The sequence below is a fragment of the Gammaproteobacteria bacterium genome (assembly GCA_009845905.1).
Classification (GTDB): Bacteria; Pseudomonadota; Gammaproteobacteria; order Steroidobacterales; family Foliamicaceae; genus Foliamicus.
The window spans coordinates 380,673-396,624 of sequence record VXYS01000009.1 but is presented as its reverse complement, the minus strand read 5'-3'; the positions used below and the strand labels follow the sequence as shown (position 1 = coordinate 396,624).

Genomic DNA, 15,952 nt, shown 5'->3' with positions numbered 1-15,952 from the left:
ATCTCCCTCGACCCGGACGGTTTCAATACATCAGGCGACCATGCAGGGATTGCGGCCAACACGTGCAGTGCTGGGGCTGGACATCGGCGCGGGCGCGGTCAAGGTGGTCGAACTCAGCCGGGGGGCCATACGATCCTGCGCCCTCTCGCTTCGCTCGCACGCGGAGGACTCCTCGCACGATTCCCATGCAGGCGTGATAAAGGACGCCCTGCGCAGGACCGCCCCGCGCGCCCGGCGGGCCGTGGTCGGTCTCGATGACGCCGACGTCATCGTGCACCGCTTCAACCTGCCGAAAGACCTTCCGCCCGCGGAAGCGGAAGAGCAGGCACGCCTGCAGGCCGGCCAGGCCGCACCCTTTCCTCTCGGCGAGGCCGCCTTCGATTACGTGGCGGAAACGGCAGGCCGACAGACGCAGGGTTTCCGGATGGCGATCGCGCGCTCGGCAACCGTAGACGCGCTGTGCCGGGCAGTCGCGCAGGCCGGCATGTCCGTCGCCGCAGTGGACGTCACGACGTTCGCGGTCCAGGCCGCGATTGCGGCGATGGCCGGCCGGGATGCGCCGCTGGCGGTCCTTGACGGAGGCCACCGGCAATTGCGCCTGACGGTCCACTCGGGAGGCGAGTCCGTCTTTCAGCACAGCCAGCCCTTCGGCTGCGCTCAATTGGCCGGCCGCCTGAGCAGCGCCTACGGGCTGTCGGACAGCGACACGCACAAGGCGCTTGCGGAATGCGCCCTGCCCGGCGGGAGCGCCGCCCGGATCAGGGAGTCGTTCCTCAAGGACCTCGCCCGGCATGCCGCGCGCGCGATGCAACTGCATCAGGCTGCGCGACCAAACACCGCGCCGCCCCGGAGGATGCTTCTCTGGGGCGGCGCCGCCTTGCTTCACGGCGCATGCACCGCCCTGAGCGAGGAACTGGACCTGCCCGTTGAAGCAATTGGGCCCCCGGTTTGCGGCACCGGCGACGGCGCGAAGGAATTCGCGCCCGCATTGTTCGGGGCGTATGCCCTGGCGCTAAATGATCACGCCTGAGCGGCAAGCATGGCTACCCTGAGCGTAGAAAGGGCGATGCGTTCGCTGAACCTGCTTCCCTGGCGCGACCGGATGCAAAGGACGCGGCGGCGCGACGCCTGGACCGCCCTGCTCTGCGGGCTTGTCGCCGGAATGGCGGTCGTGGCCGCAACCGAGTTCCATTTCGCCCGGAAATTGCGCGAAGTCGAGCGCCGGGCGGCGCAATTGCAGGCCGCCATCGCCGTTCACCGGGGAACCGCCGCCGAACAGCGAAACCTGCAGGCAAGAAATGCCGACATGGGCGCAGTGCTGACCGAAATGCAGCGAGTCCGTCGCCACAACCGGGCCGTGCGGGCCTGGCTGGAGGAATTGCCCGAAGCGGTCCCTCCCGAATTGCGCCTGACGCGGCTCTCGATCAAAGGAACGGTTTGGGAATTGCAGGGCGTGGCCGGCAACCTGGAACCGGCGGCGCAACTGCTTCAAACGATCCGGGCCATGCCCACCGTATCGGAATCCCGCATTGAACATTTACGCAGCGAATCGGGCCAGGCACGCGAATTCGCGCTTACGGGAGTGTTCGCGGAATGACGCTGCTTGATGAACTGCGCAACGTGGAGCCCGGAAAGCCGGGCCAGTGGAGCAGGCGGGTAAGCGTCACGCTGGCGTGCTCCCTCCTGATACTGATAACGGCAGTCGGGCTTCAGGTCCGCGTACGGGGGAAGCTGCTGCCGCAGTTGTCCGGGACTGCGGAGACTCTTCCCGATCTGGAAGAAAGGTTGCAGGAAGCGCGCCGTGCGCAGCGGCGATCGCAACTGCTGCGCATGGAACTGGAACAACTCGAAGAGCAGCTTCGGCAAACAGGGGTCAGGATACCGCGCGGCGCCGGGTCTGTGGACCTGGCGGTGTCGCTTGCGGCTGCCTGGGCCGGGTCGCCCGTGGAGGAAGTACGGCCCTGGGAGCCGCCTGGTGAATTGTCCCGCCGGTTCCCGCACCTCGGCGCGGAAATGCAGTTGGCCGGCGAATACGGACAGATCATCGGCGCCATCGGCCATGTTCTCACGGCCGGAGAACTGCGTGAACTGGTCGAGTTCACGATCGAATCGGACGGCAGTCCGGACAATAGCCGCTTGCGCGCCGACGCGCGTCTGCTGGCCTACTTTGCCGAAGCGAGAAGCGCCGACTGGCTTCCCGACATCGGCGCGGGCGAGACGACAGGGCCGCAAGCACCGCCCACGAGTGTGGGCCTCCCCTCTCCCTTCGGCGCGCTGCCACGGGAGAACGGCGACCTCGCTGCGGACGTCGGCGGGCAAGAGCGGGAGCCGCTACGGGAAAGCGGCTTCATACGGGTGGGCGACCGACGTTACCGGATCGTGGACGACCCCGAGGGCCGGCCGCGTCTGCAACCGGACACGCCATGACCGGGCGCGGGCGAATGCAGCGGGGAGCAACGCGCCGGTGGCGCGCCGCCGGCCACGGGCTGCTTGCGGTCTTGTCGATCGCCTGCGCCGGTCTCTCGCAGGCGGACGAAGCCGGGCGCATATCCCTGAGCTTCAGGGAACTGCCCGTCCGCGCCGCCCTGCAGCTTCTGGCGGAGGCCGGAGAAATGCAAATGCTGGTGTCCGATTCCGTGACGGGCAACATCACCCTGGAAATCGCCGATATGGCCCATGACGACGCGCTCGCGCTGGTACTTGACACCCGGGGGCTGAAGGCGCGCATGAACCGCGGCGTCTGGGTGGTGGCCACCCCCGAAGAGTTCCTCGCGCGGGACTCCGCCCGCCGCGATGCCGAGCGTGCGCAGGAATCCCTGGCGACGTTGCAGTTGCGCCAGTTCAGGGTGAATTACGCCGCGGCCTCCGAACTGGCCACCGTGATCGCCGGCGGTCAGTTTACGCTGCTTTCGGAACGGGGGACGATACAGGTGGACGAGCGGACCAATAGCCTGATCGCTCACGATACTCCGCACCGCCTGGAGAAGCTGGCGCAATTGCTGGCCGAACTGGACCTGCCAGCCAGGCAGGTGCTGATCGAGTCGCGCGTGGTGGTCGCCAACCGGAATTACGGACGCAACCTGGGCTTGCGCTGGGGCGTTACGGCGGCGGACCGCCGCGGCGAGGGCCGCTCGCTCGTGCTTTCCGGAACCGGGGAAGCCACCAGCCGCATCGCCGAAACGCTGGAAAACCCCGAGGGCGGGCAAGGAGCATTGACCGCCGCGGATGTCGCCGACCGCTACAGCGTCAATCTGCCGGTTGCGGGGGCCGCCGGAAGGTTTTCCCTTGCACTGCTGCATCCCGACTACATGCTGGACCTCGAACTGGCGGCGATGCAGGCCGAGGGCCATGGCCGGCTCATATCCGCGCCCCGCGTGCTCGCTTCCGACCAGCGCGAAGCGAGCATCCGCCAGGGCGTGGAAATCCCCTACCAGGAAGCGGCTTCCAGCGGCGCCACAACTACACATTTCAAGCACGCCGCGCTGGGGCTCACGGTCACGCCCCGGATTACGCCCAACGGCCGGGTCATCCTCCGTCTGCTCGTAACCAAGGACAGCGTGGGAAAGATCGTCGCCACCGAGCGCGGGGGCGCCGTTCCGTCCATCGATACGCGCCGGATCGAAACCGAAGTTCTGGTGCAGGACGGCCAGACCCTCGTGCTGGGTGGAATTCGGGAAACCGAGAATGCCGACACCCAATCCAGCGTGCCCTGGCTCGGGTCCGTTCCCGGGCTCGGACGTCTGTTCCGCTCAAGCATCAATTCCTCCAACGAGACTGAACTCCTCGTTTTCGTAACACCGACAATCATCGAGCCGCAGCAATAGCAAAGCGGTTTGTGGGTACCATTTGCGGCCAATCCCGCAATCTCCTGCGCCGGGACGACCACAAGCCATGCCAACGTCGCGAAACATATTTCTGGTAGGTCCCATGGGATCGGGCAAGTCCGCGGTCGGAAGCTGGCTGGCCGGGCGCCTCAGTTTGCAATTCGCCGACAGCGACCGGTATATCGAGGAACAGACCGGCGTGGACATCGCGCTGATATTCGAAATCGAGGGCGAGGAAGGGTTCCGGGCTCGCGAGGAGAAGGCGCTCGAGCACTTGTGCGCACAGCGGAACATTGTTCTGGCCACGGGCGGAGGCGCCGTTCTCCGCGAGAGCAACCGCGAAGCACTGCGGGCCGGCGGCAGCGTGGTCTACCTCAAGTGCGGCCTGGACGAGCAGGTGCGCCGGACCCGCGACATCCGCAATCGTCCGCTATTGGCCTCGGGCCCGAAACGTGACATTCTGAAGGATCTGATGCTGCAACGCGGCCCGCTGTACCTTGAGGTGGCCAGCCACGTCGTGGATACCACCGGGCGCCGGGTCAGGCAGGTCGGACAGGATATCCTGCAGTTGTTGAAGGAAAACCAGGAACGCGGCATCGCGTCAAAGCAGGCATGAACGTCGATCGAATAGAAGTTCAGGCGGCATCCGGCACGTACCCCGTGCTGGTGGGCCAGGGCCTCCTCTCCCGTCCCGGAATCCTGGACGAATGGGTCGGGGACGGGGGCGTGCTCGCGGTGACCAGCCGCACTGTCGCGGACCTGTATCTGGATCGCCTGCCCGTGCTTGCGGGCGGGGATCGCTTCGAGTCCCTGGTCCTTCCCGACGGGGAAGAAGCCAAGGACATCAGGCACTGGCAGCGAATCCTGCACCGTATGACCCGCCTGGGGCTGGATCGCGGCTGCACGCTGATTTCGCTGGGCGGCGGCTGTGTGGGCGACGTTACCGGCTTTGCCGCCGCCTGCTATCACCGCGGCGTGGATTACCTCCAGCTTCCCACCACGCTGCTCGCGCAGGTGGACTCTTCCGTAGGCGGAAAGACCGCCATCAATACGGAGTGGGGCAAGAACCTGGTCGGCGCCTTTCACCAGCCGCGGGCGGTAATCTGCGACACCGGCGTTCTCGACACATTGCCCGACCGGGAACTGAAGGCCGGGCTGGCGGAAGTCGTGAAATACGGCGCAATTGCCGACGAGGAGTTTCTCGGGTGGCTGGAAAACAATGCTGGCGCGCTGCTGACTCGCGATCCGGACTGCCTGCGTCATGCGGTTCGGCGCTCGATAGAAATCAAGGCCGCGATCGTCGGCGAGGACGAGCACGACCGCAGCGGACGGCGCGCCGTGCTGAATTTCGGCCACAGCTTCGGGCATGCAATCGAGCACACGGCAGGTTACGGACGCTGGCTGCATGGCGAGGCCGTGGCCACCGGAATGTGCATGGCCGCCAGGCTGGCGGTGGCCGAAGGCAAATTGCAGCGCGGGGAACAACGGCGCCTGGAGGCTCTTCTGACGCGTCTGGGGCTGCCGGTGAATGCGGGCGATCTGGACGCCGGAGACCTCAAGAGGGCGATGCTCGGCGACAAGAAGAATGCCGGAGGGCGGATCCGGCTGATCCTGCCCCGCGGCCTGGGCGACGCGCACCTGACCGGAGACTTCTCGATGGATGCGCTGGACGTCGTGCTGTCGGGACGCACGCCTTGACGACGGCCGCGGCGTGGCGAGGGCGCGACACGACTCTTGCCCCCTGGGCGGTCCGCGATGAGCAGACGCGCGGCCGCGTTCACGCCGAACCCGGCCACCCCTACAGGAGCCCTTTTCAGCGGGACCGCGACCGGATCATCCACTGCCGGGCTTTCCGGCGGCTGATGCACAAGACCCAGGTGTTCGTCGCCGGCGAAGGCGATCACTTCCGCACGCGGCTTACGCACACGATGGAGGTGGCCCAGATCGCGCGCACCGTCGCGGCCTGCCTGCGCCTCAATCAGGATCTAACGGAAGCGATCTGCCTGGGACACGATCTGGGGCATCCGCCGTTCGGCCACGCCGGGCAGACTGCGCTGAACCGTTGCATGGCCGACCATGGAGGCTTCGAACACAATCTGCAGGCCCTGCGCATTGTCGACATGCTGGAGCACCGATACCCGGGGTTCCCGGGACTGAACCTGTGCTGGGAAACGCGCGAAGGCCTGCTCAAGCGCTGCTCGCGACGCCAGGCCCGCGCGCTCGGAGACCTGGGCGAACGGTTTATCCGGCGCAGCCAGCCCAGCCTGGAGGCGCAACTGGCCAATGTGGCCGACGAGATCGCGTACAACCATCACGATCTCGACGACGGTTTGCGCAGCGGCCTGCTGGACCCCGGCGAGCTGATGGACGTGCGCCTGTTCCGCGAATCCCGTGACGAAGCGGCCGGCAGATTTCCCACCGCCGACGGCGGCTCGCTGGCGTCGGAAGCCATACGGGGAATGATCGACCGGGTGGTCTCGGACCTGATCGAGACCACCAGCGCCAATCTGAAAGAGGCCATGCCCGAGGACGCGGATGCGGTCCGCAGCCGTTCGATGCCGCTGGTGGGCTTGAGCGACCCGGCCGACAAACGTCACCGGGAGCTGGCCCGCTTCCTGACCGAGCGGCTATACCATCACCCTCGCATGCAGCAGGAGTACGCGAGGGGAGGCGCCGTGGTCGACGCCTTGTTCAACCACTACATCAACCACCCGGACCAAATGCCCGGCAGGCATTCGCCGGACCGGGAGTGCGGCGCCGGAGCGCTGGCGCGGGCGGTAGCCGACTACATCGCGGGAATGACGGACCGTTACGCCAGCCGGCGTTGCCGGGCCCTGGCGCTTGATTCATGAGCCGGGGCCTTGTTCCCGGGACTGGCGGTCCCGCTCCAGGCTGAGCAGCCGGGCGTTCAGGTCCGGCCACAGCGAGTCCAGCATCCGTCCCTGCGCTTCCGGCGCCGGATGAATTCCGTCCTCCTGCATCATGCCTTCGGTGCTCGCCAGCCCCTCCAGGTCGAACCGCAGCAGAGGAACCTCCTCCCTTTCCGCAATTTGCTCGTACAGCCGTTCGAACTCACCGGTGTAGTAGCGGCCGTAGTTGGGCGGAATCCGCATGCCGACCAGCGCCGGTTGCGCGCCCGCACCGCGTACAACGCCGATCAGGCCACTCAGGTTGGACTCGATAGCGTCCAGCGGCTTGCCCTGCAGGCCGTCGTTCCCGCCCAGTTCGATAATCACCACTTCCGGCGCATGCAGATCCAGCAGCTTCGGCAGGCGTTTCAGGGCGCCCGAGGTGGTATCGCCGGAGATGCTGGCATTGACCACTCGCCAGGGCCGGTTCGCATTACCGAGGCGTTGCTCTAGTAAACTTACCCAGCCCCGGCTCAGGGGCATTCCGTAGGCGGCGCTCAAGCTGTCGCCTAAAACCAGCAATACGGGCGCATCCCTGGCGGCTGCGCCGGCAAACACAAGGCACAAGGCGACCGCTGTAAGGCAACGAATGACTGAAGTCTTAAGCGCTGAGAACCTGGGCATGACCGTGTCCAGCCCCGAGGGGGACCTTGAGATTCTCAAGGATATCAACCTGCGCCTCGAAAGTGGCGAGTCCTGCGCGCTCATGGGTCCGTCCGGAGCGGGCAAGACGACGCTGCTGGCGCTCCTGGCCGGACTCGACCATCCCACCGAAGGCCGGGTCGTGCTGTGCGGCCAGGACCTTTCCCGGCTCGACGAGGACGGACGGGCCCGCTTGCGCGGACAGCACCTGGGTTTCGTGTTCCAGTCCTTCCACCTGGTCGAATCCCTGACCGCGATCGAGAACGTCATGCTGCCACTGGAACTGAACGGCGGCCGGGGAGCGCGCAAGGCGGCCGACGAGGCCCTTGGCCGCGTCGGACTTTCCGAACGGCGGCGCCACTATCCGCGCCATCTCTCCGGAGGCGAGCGCCAGCGCGTCGCCATCGCGCGCGCCTTCGTGACCCGCCCCCAGGTGCTCATGGCGGACGAGCCGACCGGCAACCTCGACGCCGATACCGGCCGGAGGGTCGGCGACATCCTGTTCGAGATGAACGAGCTGGCCGGCGCCACGCTGCTGCTCGCTACCCACGATCAGAAGCTGGCCGGACGCTGCGACCGCATCTGCCGCCTTAACGGCGGCCGCCTCTAGCGCGAGGCTTTTCCATTCCCAGACTCCGCCTCGGCCAGGTGGAGCCAGGTATCCAGTACCGAATCGGGATTCAGCGAAAGGCTGTCGATTCCTTTTTCCACCAGCCAGCGGGCCAGATCCGGATGGTCCGACGGCCCCTGGCCGCAAATGCCCACGTACTTGTCCTGCGCCCGGCAAGCATCGATGGCCATCTCCAGGAGGCGCCTGACGGCCTCGTCCCGCTCGTCGAACAGCGACGCTATCCGTCCCGAGTCGCGGTCCAGGCCGAGCGTGAGCTGGGTCAGGTCGTTGGAGCCGATCGACATGCCATCGAAGAATTCGAGGTACTGCCCGGCCAGCAGGGCGTTGCCGGGCAGCTCGCACATCATGATGAGTTTCAGACCGTCCACACCGCGCTCAAGGCCGTTCGCGGCCAGCAACCCGACCACTTCGCGCGCCTGTTTAACCGTGCGCACGAAGGGCGCCATCACCTGGACGTTCTCCAGTCCCATGTCCCGGCGAACCTTCAACAGCGCCCGGCACTCCAGTTCAAAGCAGGGTTTGAAATGCTCGTCCACGTAGCGCGCGGCGCCGCGAAAGCCGAGCATGGGATTTTCCTCCACCGGCTCGTAGCGCGCGCCGCCGATCAGGTTGGCGTACTCGTTGGACTTGAAATCCGACAGCCGCACGATGACCGGCTCGGGAGCAAAGGCCGCGGCGATACAGGCAATGCCTTCGGCCAATTTCTCCACGTAGAAGGAAACGGGATCGGCGTAACCCGCCATCTGCTCTACGATCAGTTCCCGCACATCCGGGTCCTGCCGGTCGAATTCGAGGATGGCATTGGGATGCACGCCGATCATCCGGTTGACGATGAATTCCAGCCTGGCAAGGCCCACACCGTGATTGGGAATGGCCGCGAAGGCAAAAGCGCGATCGGGGTTGCCCACGTTCATGGCCAACCGCACCGGGATTTCCGGAAGTCGGCCCAGCCGCATGGACCGTTCCTCGTAAGGCAGCCTGCCCCGGTAGACGAATCCCTCGTCGCCTTCGGCGCAGGAAACCGTTACTTCCGTCCCGTCCGGAATATCGCTGGTCGCGTTCCCGCAACCCACGACCGCCGGAATGCCCAGTTCGCGGGCAATGATCGCAGCGTGGCATGTGCGCCCGCCGCGGTTGGTCACAATCGCCGCCGCCCGCTTCATGACCGGCTCCCAGTCGGGGTCGGTCATGTCCGCCACCAGCACGTCCCCGGGCTGAATGAGATTCATCCGCTCCACGCTGGATACGATCCTCGCGACGCCGGCCCCCACGCGCTGGCCTATGCTGCGCCCGCTGCTCAGCACCTTTGAACGCTCCTTGAGTTCGAACCGCACCAGGGTCTGGTCCGCCCGGCTCTTCACCGTCTCCGGGCGCGCCTGCAGGATGTAAAGATGGCCGTCTTCGCCGTCCTTGCCCCACTCGATGTCCATGGGCCGGCCGTAGTGCCGCTCGATCGCCACCGCCTGCCTGGCCAGTTCCTCGGCGTCCGCGTCGGAGAGCGAAAACCGGTCGCGCTGCTCCCTCGGTACTTCCACGGTGGAAACGCGCCCGCCGTCGCCGTCGGAATAGACCATCTTCAGTGCCTTGCTGCCCAGGTTGCGCCGGATCACCGCCTTGCGGCCACGGGCAAGACCCGGCTTGTAGACGTAAAACTCGTCCGGGTTGACCGCGCCCTGCACTACGGTTTCGCCCAGTCCGTAGCTCGAGGAAATCAGCACCAGGTCGCGGAACCCCGACTCGGTATCCAGCGTGAAGAGCACGCCGGAACTGGCCAGGTCGCTGCGGACCATGCGCTGGACGGCCACCGAAAGCGAAACCCGGCGGTGATCGAATCCCTGGTGGACCCGATAGGCGATGGCCCGGTCATTGAACAGCGAGGCGTAAATCTCGCGAATTCCCGCAACGACGTGGTCCGGCCCGCGCACGTTGAGCAGGGTGTCCTGCTGTCCGGCGAATGACGCTTCGGGCAAGTCCTCCGCCGTTGCCGAGGACCGGACCGCGACACCGATCTCCGCGCCATCGCAAAGCCGCTCGAAAGCCGATCGGACCGACCGCTCGAGGCCGCCAGGCAGCGGCGCCTTGCCGATCAGTTCGCGTATATGAGCGCCGGTGCGGCCGAGCGTCTCCACATCTTCCACGTCCAGGCCGTCCAGCATGCCGTGGATGGCCTCGCCCAGCCCGTCCTGATAAAGAAATTCCGAGAATGCGTCCGATGTCGTGGCGAAGCCGTCGGGAACGCGTATGTCCAGTTCTTCGAGGTGGGCGATCATTTCGCCCAAAGACGCGTTCTTCCCGCCGACGCGCTCCAGATCGTCCTTCCCGATGGCCGAAAGGCCGATTACGTACTCGCGCAAGCTATACTCCCGCTCGCCCCCAAACCCGATAGCGTAGTATGGCAGAGCGCACGGTATTTTTCGTGTCCGACCGCACCGGCGTCACCGCTGAGACGCTGGGCCACAGCCTCCTTACGCAGTTCGACGGAATCACCTTCGTGCCGATTACGGTTCCGTTCATCGACAGCGTCGAGAAGGCGGTCCAGGTGGCGAGGCGAATCGACTGGGAAGCCGAACGCACGGGCTGCCGGCCGATCGTCTTCACCAGTTTCGTGCATAACGCCAACCGCGCGCCATTGCTGCGCTCCAGGGGTCTGGTTCTGGACTATTTCGCGGAATTCCTGGCGCCGCTGGAGGAGGAACTCGGGGTCAAGTCCTCGCACACACTGGGGCGAACGCACGGGATGTCGGACGCGACCAGCTACAACTCCCGGATTGACGCAACCCACTTCGCAATGGATTCCGACGACGGCCACGGAATCATCCACTACGACGAGGCCGACCTGATACTTACCGGAGTTTCCCGGTCGGGAAAGACGCCCACCTGCCTGTACCTGGCGCTGCAATACGGCGTCTTTGCCGCCAACTACCCTCTCACCGAGGACGACATGGAATCGGGCCGGCTGCCCAAGCCACTGCTCAAGCACCGCGGAAAGCTGTACGGGCTCACGATTTCGGTGGACCGCCTGATCCAGATCCGCCGCGAACGGCGGCCGGACGGCAGCTATTCCTCATCGAGGCAGGTTCGTTTCGAACTGCGCAGCGCCGAGAGAATGTTCAGGCAGCACGGCATCAGCTACATCGACACGACGCATCGCTCCATCGAGGAAATCTCCAGCACCATACTGAGCGAAACCGGCGTCAAGCGCCGCGCCAGTCCCTAGTCGGCCAGCCCCAGCGACCAGAGCATGAAAGCGTATTCCTCGGCAACCTCGTAGAGGGAGTCATAGCGGCCGGACCTGCCGCCATGCCCGGCGCCCATGTTGGTCTTCAGCAACAACGGGCTGTCGCCGGTCTTCAGCCGCCTGAGCCTGGCGACGTACTTGGCCGGTTCCCAGTAGGTCACCCGCGGATCGTTCAGGCCGGCAGTCACCAGCATCGGCGGATACTCGCGGGCGACCAACTGGTCGTACGGGGAATAGGACCGGATGAGCTCGAACGCGGCCTTGTCCTCGATCGGATTGCCCCACTCCGGCCATTCCGTGGGCGTAAGCGGCAGGGATTCGTCCAGCATGGTATTGAGCACGTCAACGAACGGCACGTGAGCCGCCACCGCGCCCCACAGCTCGGGGGCCTGGTTGACGACCGCGCCCATGAGTTCACCGCCGGCGCTGCCGCCGGCTATGGCGATGCGGCCTTTCCCTGCGTGGCCGGCGTCGATCAGAAAGCGCGCCACGTCCACGAAATCGTTGAAGGTGTTGACGCGCCGATCCAGCTTGCCGGCTTCGTACCAGTGGTAGCCGAGATCGTCGCCGCCGCGAATGTGGGCGATCGCAAAGATGAAGCCCCGGTCGAGAAGCGACAGCCGGCTGGTGGAGAATGAGGGCGGAACGGCAAACCCGTACGCACCGTATCCGTACAGGTACAAAGGCGCGGCGCCCTCGGCCGGGGTGTCCTTGCGGCGCACGAGCGATACGGGAATCTCAGCGCCGTCGCGGGCCGGCGCCATGAGCCGTTCGGTCAGATATAGCTCCTTCGCGTAGCCGCTGGGAATCTCGCGAACTTTGAGGGTCTTGAGCTCGCCTGAATCGACCCGGTAGTCGAATACGGTGGGTGGCGTGATCATGGACGAGTACTCCAGCCGCAACGTTCCCGTCCGGTACTCCGCGTTGTCGCCCAGGACCACAGAGCAGACGGTTTCCGGCAGTTCCACGCGGGTCGTGGTCCCGTCCCTGCCGATGAGCCGGATGGCGTTCAGGCCGTTGGTTCGCTCCACCACTGCGACGAAATCGGCAAAAACGTCGAAACCGCGAATGTAGAGCTCCGCGGTTCCTTCAAGCAGCGACGTCCAGTTTTCCTCGGATGGATCGTCGCCGGCAGCGATCACCAGGCGGAAGTTCCTGTGCCGGTCGTTGGTACGGATCACGAACCGGTCCTCCTGGTGGTCCACGAAGTACTCGTGGTCGGCGCGCCGGGGCGCCACCGGCAGCGGTTCCGCGTCGCTTGCATCGGCGGGAATGACGTAGGCCTCGGACGACGTATGCCCGGTGGTGTGGATCAATATGTAATGCTCGGAGGCCGATTCCGACAGGCGCACGAAGAAGCCGGGATCGTGCTCTTCGTAAACGACGGAGTCGCTTTCCACGGGCTGGCCCAGCACATGCCTGCGCACCTGGTAGGGACGCCAGTTCTCGTCCACGACCACATACAGCAACGCGGAATCGTCCGCCGCCCAGACCGCGCCGCCCAGGGTGTTCTCGATGGCGTCCTCCAGCAACTCGCCGGTCTTCAGGTCCTTGACGAACAGCCGGTAACGCTCCGAGCCGTCGGTATCGGTGCTGTAGGCGAGCAGGTCGCCGCCGTGGCTGACCGACAGCGCGCCGAGGCGGAAGTAATCATGCCCGGCCGCCAGCTCCGGTTCGTTCAACAGGGTTTCGGCGTTGGCGCCGGGAGAGTCCGTCGATTCGGCGTCCCCCGCCGGCCAGCGCTGCCAGATGCGGTATTGCCCGCCTTCCTCGAAACGCCACTGGTAGCGCCAGTCCCCGTCCTTGAAGGGAACGCCGGCGTCGTCGGTCTTCTGGCGAGCCTTGATTTCCTCGAACAGGGTATCCACCAGCTCCCCGCGGGGCGCCATCACGCTCTCGAAGTAGGCGTTTTCCGCCTCCAGGTACGCCAGGATGTCCGGATCGTCCACCTGTGGGTAACTCCGGTCCCTCAGCCAGTGGTAGGGGTCCTCGATGGTGACGCCGTGATGGCTGTAGGAGTGGGGACGGCGGTCCGCGACCGGCGGCTCGACGGGTGTCTGGTCTTCGGACATTTGCGAGTCCTCGGCAGCGCAGGCGGTAAGCGCGGCCACGGCCAGGCAGGGCAGGAAATGGACTTTCACTTGGCGCGAGGGCCCCTGAACTTGCGGCTTTGCCTTGAGCGGGCGTGCAGTATATGCGAAAGTTCCCGCCGCGATGACCATTGCACACTCAACGCGATGGCGGAGATGGCTGCGCGAACTCCGCGCCGGCGAATTCACCGTGATGCTCTCGGCGCTCACCGTTTCGGTGGCGGCTGTCGCCGCGGTGAGTTTCCTGACCGAGCGCATAGGCGCGGCCGTGCGGCAGCAGGCGGCGGAAGTGCTTGCGGCCGACCTCGCCGTCGCCGCCCCGGTGCGGCCCGACCCCGGCCGGCTCGAGCGAGCGGGCGCCTATTCTCTGCAAAGCGCCGAGACCTGGTCCTTCGCCACGGTCGCGGTGGCCGATGAAATGACCGCCTTGAGTTCGGTGGTGGCGGTTACCGGCGACTATCCGCTGCGCGGCGAGGTCCGCACTTCGGCGGAACCCTATGGCGCCGACAGCGTCGCGGAAGGCATCCCGCCGCCGGGGGAAGCATGGGTGGACGCTGCCCTGCTTGCACAACTGGACATCGACGTGGGAGCGATCATGCGGGTCGGCTCCAGGGACCTGCGCGCGACGCGCGTGTTGCGCTATCGGCCGGATCCCGGAACCGGCTTTCAGCAGCTCGGCCCGACGGTGCTGGCCAACCTGTCGGACGTTCCCGAGATGGACGTGGTGCGCCCGGGCAGCCGGGTCTCCTACCGTCAGTTGTTCGCCGGGCAAAAGGACCGGGTGCTTGAATTCCGCGCGGCCGAGGAGCCCGGCCTGCGTTCCGACGAGCGCATCCAGAACCTTGAGGAGGCGAGTCAGACCCTCGCTTCCGCCGTGGACCGGGCGGGAAGCTTCCTGGCGCTGGCCGCGCTTGTGAGCGTGATCCTGTCGGCCGTCGCCACGGTCCTCGCCGCGCGCAGCTATACCCGCCGACGGCTGGTGACCGCGGCGCTGGAGAAATGCCTCGGCGCCACGCAGGGCCAGGTCTTTCGGCGTTCCCTGATCCCGGTACTCATCGTGTCGGCGCTGGGTATCGGCATGGGCAGCATTGCCGGCTACGCCGCCCACCTCGCGCTTTCGGCCTACGCGCGTGAAGTCATCAACCTGAGCCTGCCTCCGGCCAGCCTGCGCAGCCTGCTGCCCGGCGCGGCGATCGCCATTGCGGTCACCGGCGCCTGCGTCGTCCCCTGGCTGCGCAGCCTGGCGAGGACTTCGCCGCTGCGCGTTCTTCGGCAGGACCTGCCCATGCGCGGGCCGGGACCGCTGCTGCGCCAGGGCGCGCCGATTGCGGTCATCCTGCTCATCGTCGCGCTTCTGGCCGGCGATGCTGAACTGGCGTTGTGGATGAGCCTGGGCCTGACGCTGACGGCGGGGGCCGGCATGCTGCTCGGCTGGCTGCTCGTTCGGGCGCTGTCGGCGGTGCGGGGCGCCGGCGGGGTGGCCTGGCGGCACGGCCTGGCCAATATCCGCCGCGGCGGTGGAGAGAGCGTGGCGCAGGTCGCGGGGTTCGGCCTCGGCCTGATGGCCGTGCTGCTGCTGGGCCTCATGCGCACCGATCTCCTGGACGCCTGGCGTCAATCCATGCCGGAAGACGCACCCAACTACTTCTTCATCAATATCGCGCCCGAGGAATGGCCGGGCATGCGCGATCTGCTCGGCGAAAGAGTCCCGGACCTGTCCGAAGCGCTGCCCTTCATCAGGGCGCGGCTTACGGAAATCAACGGCATCCCCGCCGCAGAGTGGCCCTTGCCGAACCCCGAAGGCCGCCGCTTCATCGAGCGCGCCTCCAACGTTTCCTGGTCGGCCGGCATCCCGAAGGGCGACCGCGTAATACGCGGGGAGTGGTGGGACGAAGCGCACGCCGGACCGCCGGAATTGTCGGCCGATTCGCAGACCGCGGCCCGCCTGGGAGTGGACCTTGGGGATCGCCTGACCTTCGACGTCGGCGGTGTGGCCCTGCAGGCGGAACTCAGCAACCTGCGCAGCGTCGATTGGGACACCTTCGATCCGAATTTTCAGCTCATGCTCTCGCCGGACGCCGCCGATCTGCCGCATACGATGATCGCCAGCGCCTACATCCCGCAGGAGGAGGGGCAGATTCTGATGGCCCTGCTCAAGCGCTATCCCGGGGTGACCATCATCGACCTGGACGCCATCATCGGTCAGGCGCGGCGGATACTGGACCGCGCCGGCCTGGCGGTGCAATTTGTGTTCGCCTTCAGCCTGCTGGCGGCCGTGGTCGTGGTGCTTGCGGCGGTTCGCTCGAATCGCGGTGAGCGGTCGGTGGAAACGGCCGTGCTGCGAACCCTCGGCGGGCGCAGAGGCGTCATACTGCGGAGCCTGGCCGTGGAGTTCGGCGTGCTGGGCGCCGTGGCCGGGCTGCTGGGAGCAGGCGCCGCCAGCGTGCTGGGGCTATTGCTGGCCGACCGCGTATTCGAACTCGACTACAGCCTCGATCCCCTGCTGCTGGCCTCCGGCGTGGCGGCGGGCGCCGTCCTGATCGGTCTGGCCGGAATGCTTGCCGTGCGCGGCGCCCTCAACGCCCCCCTGATGAGCGTACTGCGCGGCGACTGACCGG

At 66.4% G+C, this 15,952-nt stretch carries 13 protein-coding genes; 10 read left to right on the top strand and 3 right to left on the bottom strand.

Going from position 1 to position 15,952, the window contains the following annotated elements:
• Nucleotides 1–40 precede the first annotated feature (40 nt).
• From F4036_09290 to F4036_09260, 7 genes are all read left to right on the top strand, one after another.
• Nucleotides 41–1,030 carry a hypothetical protein gene (locus tag F4036_09290; protein MYK37932.1) on the top strand — a complete coding sequence of 330 codons (990 nt, stop codon included), beginning with the start codon at nucleotides 41–43 and terminating at the stop codon, nucleotides 1,028–1,030.
• A 9-nt stretch (nucleotides 1,031–1,039) separates the two neighbouring features.
• A complete protein-coding gene (locus F4036_09285; protein MYK37931.1) occupies nucleotides 1,040–1,597 on the top strand; it encodes a hypothetical protein in 558 nt (185 codons plus the stop codon).
• Nucleotides 1,594–2,427 (top strand): hypothetical protein, encoded by an 834-nt coding sequence (locus F4036_09280; protein ID MYK37930.1) that lies wholly within the window; start codon nucleotides 1,594–1,596, stop codon nucleotides 2,425–2,427. Before F4036_09285 ends, F4036_09280 begins: the two co-directional genes overlap by 4 nt.
• Nucleotides 2,424–3,824, top strand: coding sequence for a type IV pilus secretin PilQ (pilQ, locus tag F4036_09275; protein ID MYK37929.1), 1,401 nt, complete (start codon nucleotides 2,424–2,426; stop codon nucleotides 3,822–3,824). Before F4036_09280 ends, pilQ begins: the two co-directional genes overlap by 4 nt.
• 67 nt (nucleotides 3,825–3,891) lie before the next feature.
• Nucleotides 3,892–4,440 (top strand): shikimate kinase, encoded by a 549-nt coding sequence (locus F4036_09270; GenBank protein ID MYK37928.1) that lies wholly within the window; start codon nucleotides 3,892–3,894, stop codon nucleotides 4,438–4,440.
• Complete coding sequence (gene aroB, locus F4036_09265; protein MYK37927.1) at nucleotides 4,437–5,522, top strand: 3-dehydroquinate synthase; 1,086 nt, start codon at nucleotides 4,437–4,439, stop codon at nucleotides 5,520–5,522. Before F4036_09270 ends, aroB begins: the two co-directional genes overlap by 4 nt.
• Nucleotides 5,519–6,676 (top strand): deoxyguanosinetriphosphate triphosphohydrolase, encoded by a 1,158-nt coding sequence (locus tag F4036_09260; GenBank protein ID MYK37926.1) that lies wholly within the window; start codon nucleotides 5,519–5,521, stop codon nucleotides 6,674–6,676. Before aroB ends, F4036_09260 begins: the two co-directional genes overlap by 4 nt.
• On the opposite strand, the gene F4036_09255 is transcribed toward F4036_09260, so the two are convergent.
• Nucleotides 6,671–7,357 carry an arylesterase gene (locus tag F4036_09255; protein ID MYK37925.1) on the bottom strand — a complete coding sequence of 229 codons (687 nt, stop codon included), beginning with the start codon at nucleotides 7,355–7,357 and terminating at the stop codon, nucleotides 6,671–6,673. The two genes, F4036_09260 and F4036_09255, sit on opposite strands and share 6 nt — an antisense overlap.
• On the opposite strand from F4036_09255, the gene F4036_09250 reads away from it, so the two are divergent.
• Nucleotides 7,323–7,985, top strand: a complete 663-nt coding sequence (locus F4036_09250) for an ABC transporter ATP-binding protein (protein ID MYK37924.1) — start codon at nucleotides 7,323–7,325, stop codon at nucleotides 7,983–7,985. The genes F4036_09255 and F4036_09250 overlap by 35 nt on opposite strands.
• Here the strand turns inward: F4036_09250 and ppsA are convergent.
• The gene (ppsA, locus tag F4036_09245) at nucleotides 7,982–10,360 is read right to left on the bottom strand and encodes a phosphoenolpyruvate synthase (GenBank protein ID MYK37923.1); all 2,379 of its coding nucleotides are present in this window, start codon (nucleotides 10,358–10,360) and stop codon (nucleotides 7,982–7,984) included. The two genes, F4036_09250 and ppsA, sit on opposite strands and share 4 nt — an antisense overlap.
• Nucleotides 10,361–10,398: 38 nt before the next feature.
• Between ppsA and F4036_09240 the strand changes: the two genes are divergently transcribed.
• Entirely contained in the window at nucleotides 10,399–11,223 is an 825-nt protein-coding gene (locus F4036_09240; GenBank protein ID MYK37922.1) for a kinase/pyrophosphorylase, read from the top strand.
• Here F4036_09240 and F4036_09235 read toward each other — a convergent pair.
• Complete coding sequence (locus F4036_09235; GenBank protein ID MYK37921.1) at nucleotides 11,220–13,316, bottom strand: S9 family peptidase; 2,097 nt, start codon at nucleotides 13,314–13,316, stop codon at nucleotides 11,220–11,222. The genes F4036_09240 and F4036_09235 overlap by 4 nt on opposite strands.
• A gap of 142 nt (nucleotides 13,317–13,458) precedes the next feature.
• Between F4036_09235 and F4036_09230 the strand changes: the two genes are divergently transcribed.
• Nucleotides 13,459–15,948 (top strand): FtsX-like permease family protein, encoded by a 2,490-nt coding sequence (locus tag F4036_09230; GenBank protein ID MYK37920.1) that lies wholly within the window; start codon nucleotides 13,459–13,461, stop codon nucleotides 15,946–15,948.
• Nucleotides 15,949–15,952 lie beyond the last annotated feature (4 nt).

Excerpts from the sequence above, each read along its gene's own strand:
- F4036_09290 (MYK37932.1), top strand. The coding sequence starts at position 41 with ATGCAGGGATTGCGGCCAACACGTGCAGTGCTGGGGCTGGACATCGGC.
- F4036_09285 (MYK37931.1), top strand. The coding sequence starts at position 1,040 with ATGGCTACCCTGAGCGTAGAAAGGGCGATGCGTTCGCTGAACCTGCTT.
- F4036_09280 (MYK37930.1), top strand. The coding sequence starts at position 1,594 with ATGACGCTGCTTGATGAACTGCGCAACGTGGAGCCCGGAAAGCCGGGC.
- pilQ (MYK37929.1), top strand. The coding sequence starts at position 2,424 with ATGACCGGGCGCGGGCGAATGCAGCGGGGAGCAACGCGCCGGTGGCGC.
- F4036_09270 (MYK37928.1), top strand. The coding sequence starts at position 3,892 with ATGCCAACGTCGCGAAACATATTTCTGGTAGGTCCCATGGGATCGGGC.
- aroB (MYK37927.1), top strand. The coding sequence starts at position 4,437 with ATGAACGTCGATCGAATAGAAGTTCAGGCGGCATCCGGCACGTACCCC.
- F4036_09250 (MYK37924.1), top strand. The coding sequence starts at position 7,323 with ATGACTGAAGTCTTAAGCGCTGAGAACCTGGGCATGACCGTGTCCAGC.
- F4036_09255 (MYK37925.1), bottom strand. The coding sequence starts at position 7,357 with ATGCCCAGGTTCTCAGCGCTTAAGACTTCAGTCATTCGTTGCCTTACA.
- F4036_09240 (MYK37922.1), top strand. The coding sequence starts at position 10,399 with ATGGCAGAGCGCACGGTATTTTTCGTGTCCGACCGCACCGGCGTCACC.
- F4036_09235 (MYK37921.1), bottom strand. The coding sequence starts at position 13,316 with ATGTCCGAAGACCAGACACCCGTCGAGCCGCCGGTCGCGGACCGCCGT.
- F4036_09230 (MYK37920.1), top strand. The coding sequence starts at position 13,459 with ATGACCATTGCACACTCAACGCGATGGCGGAGATGGCTGCGCGAACTC.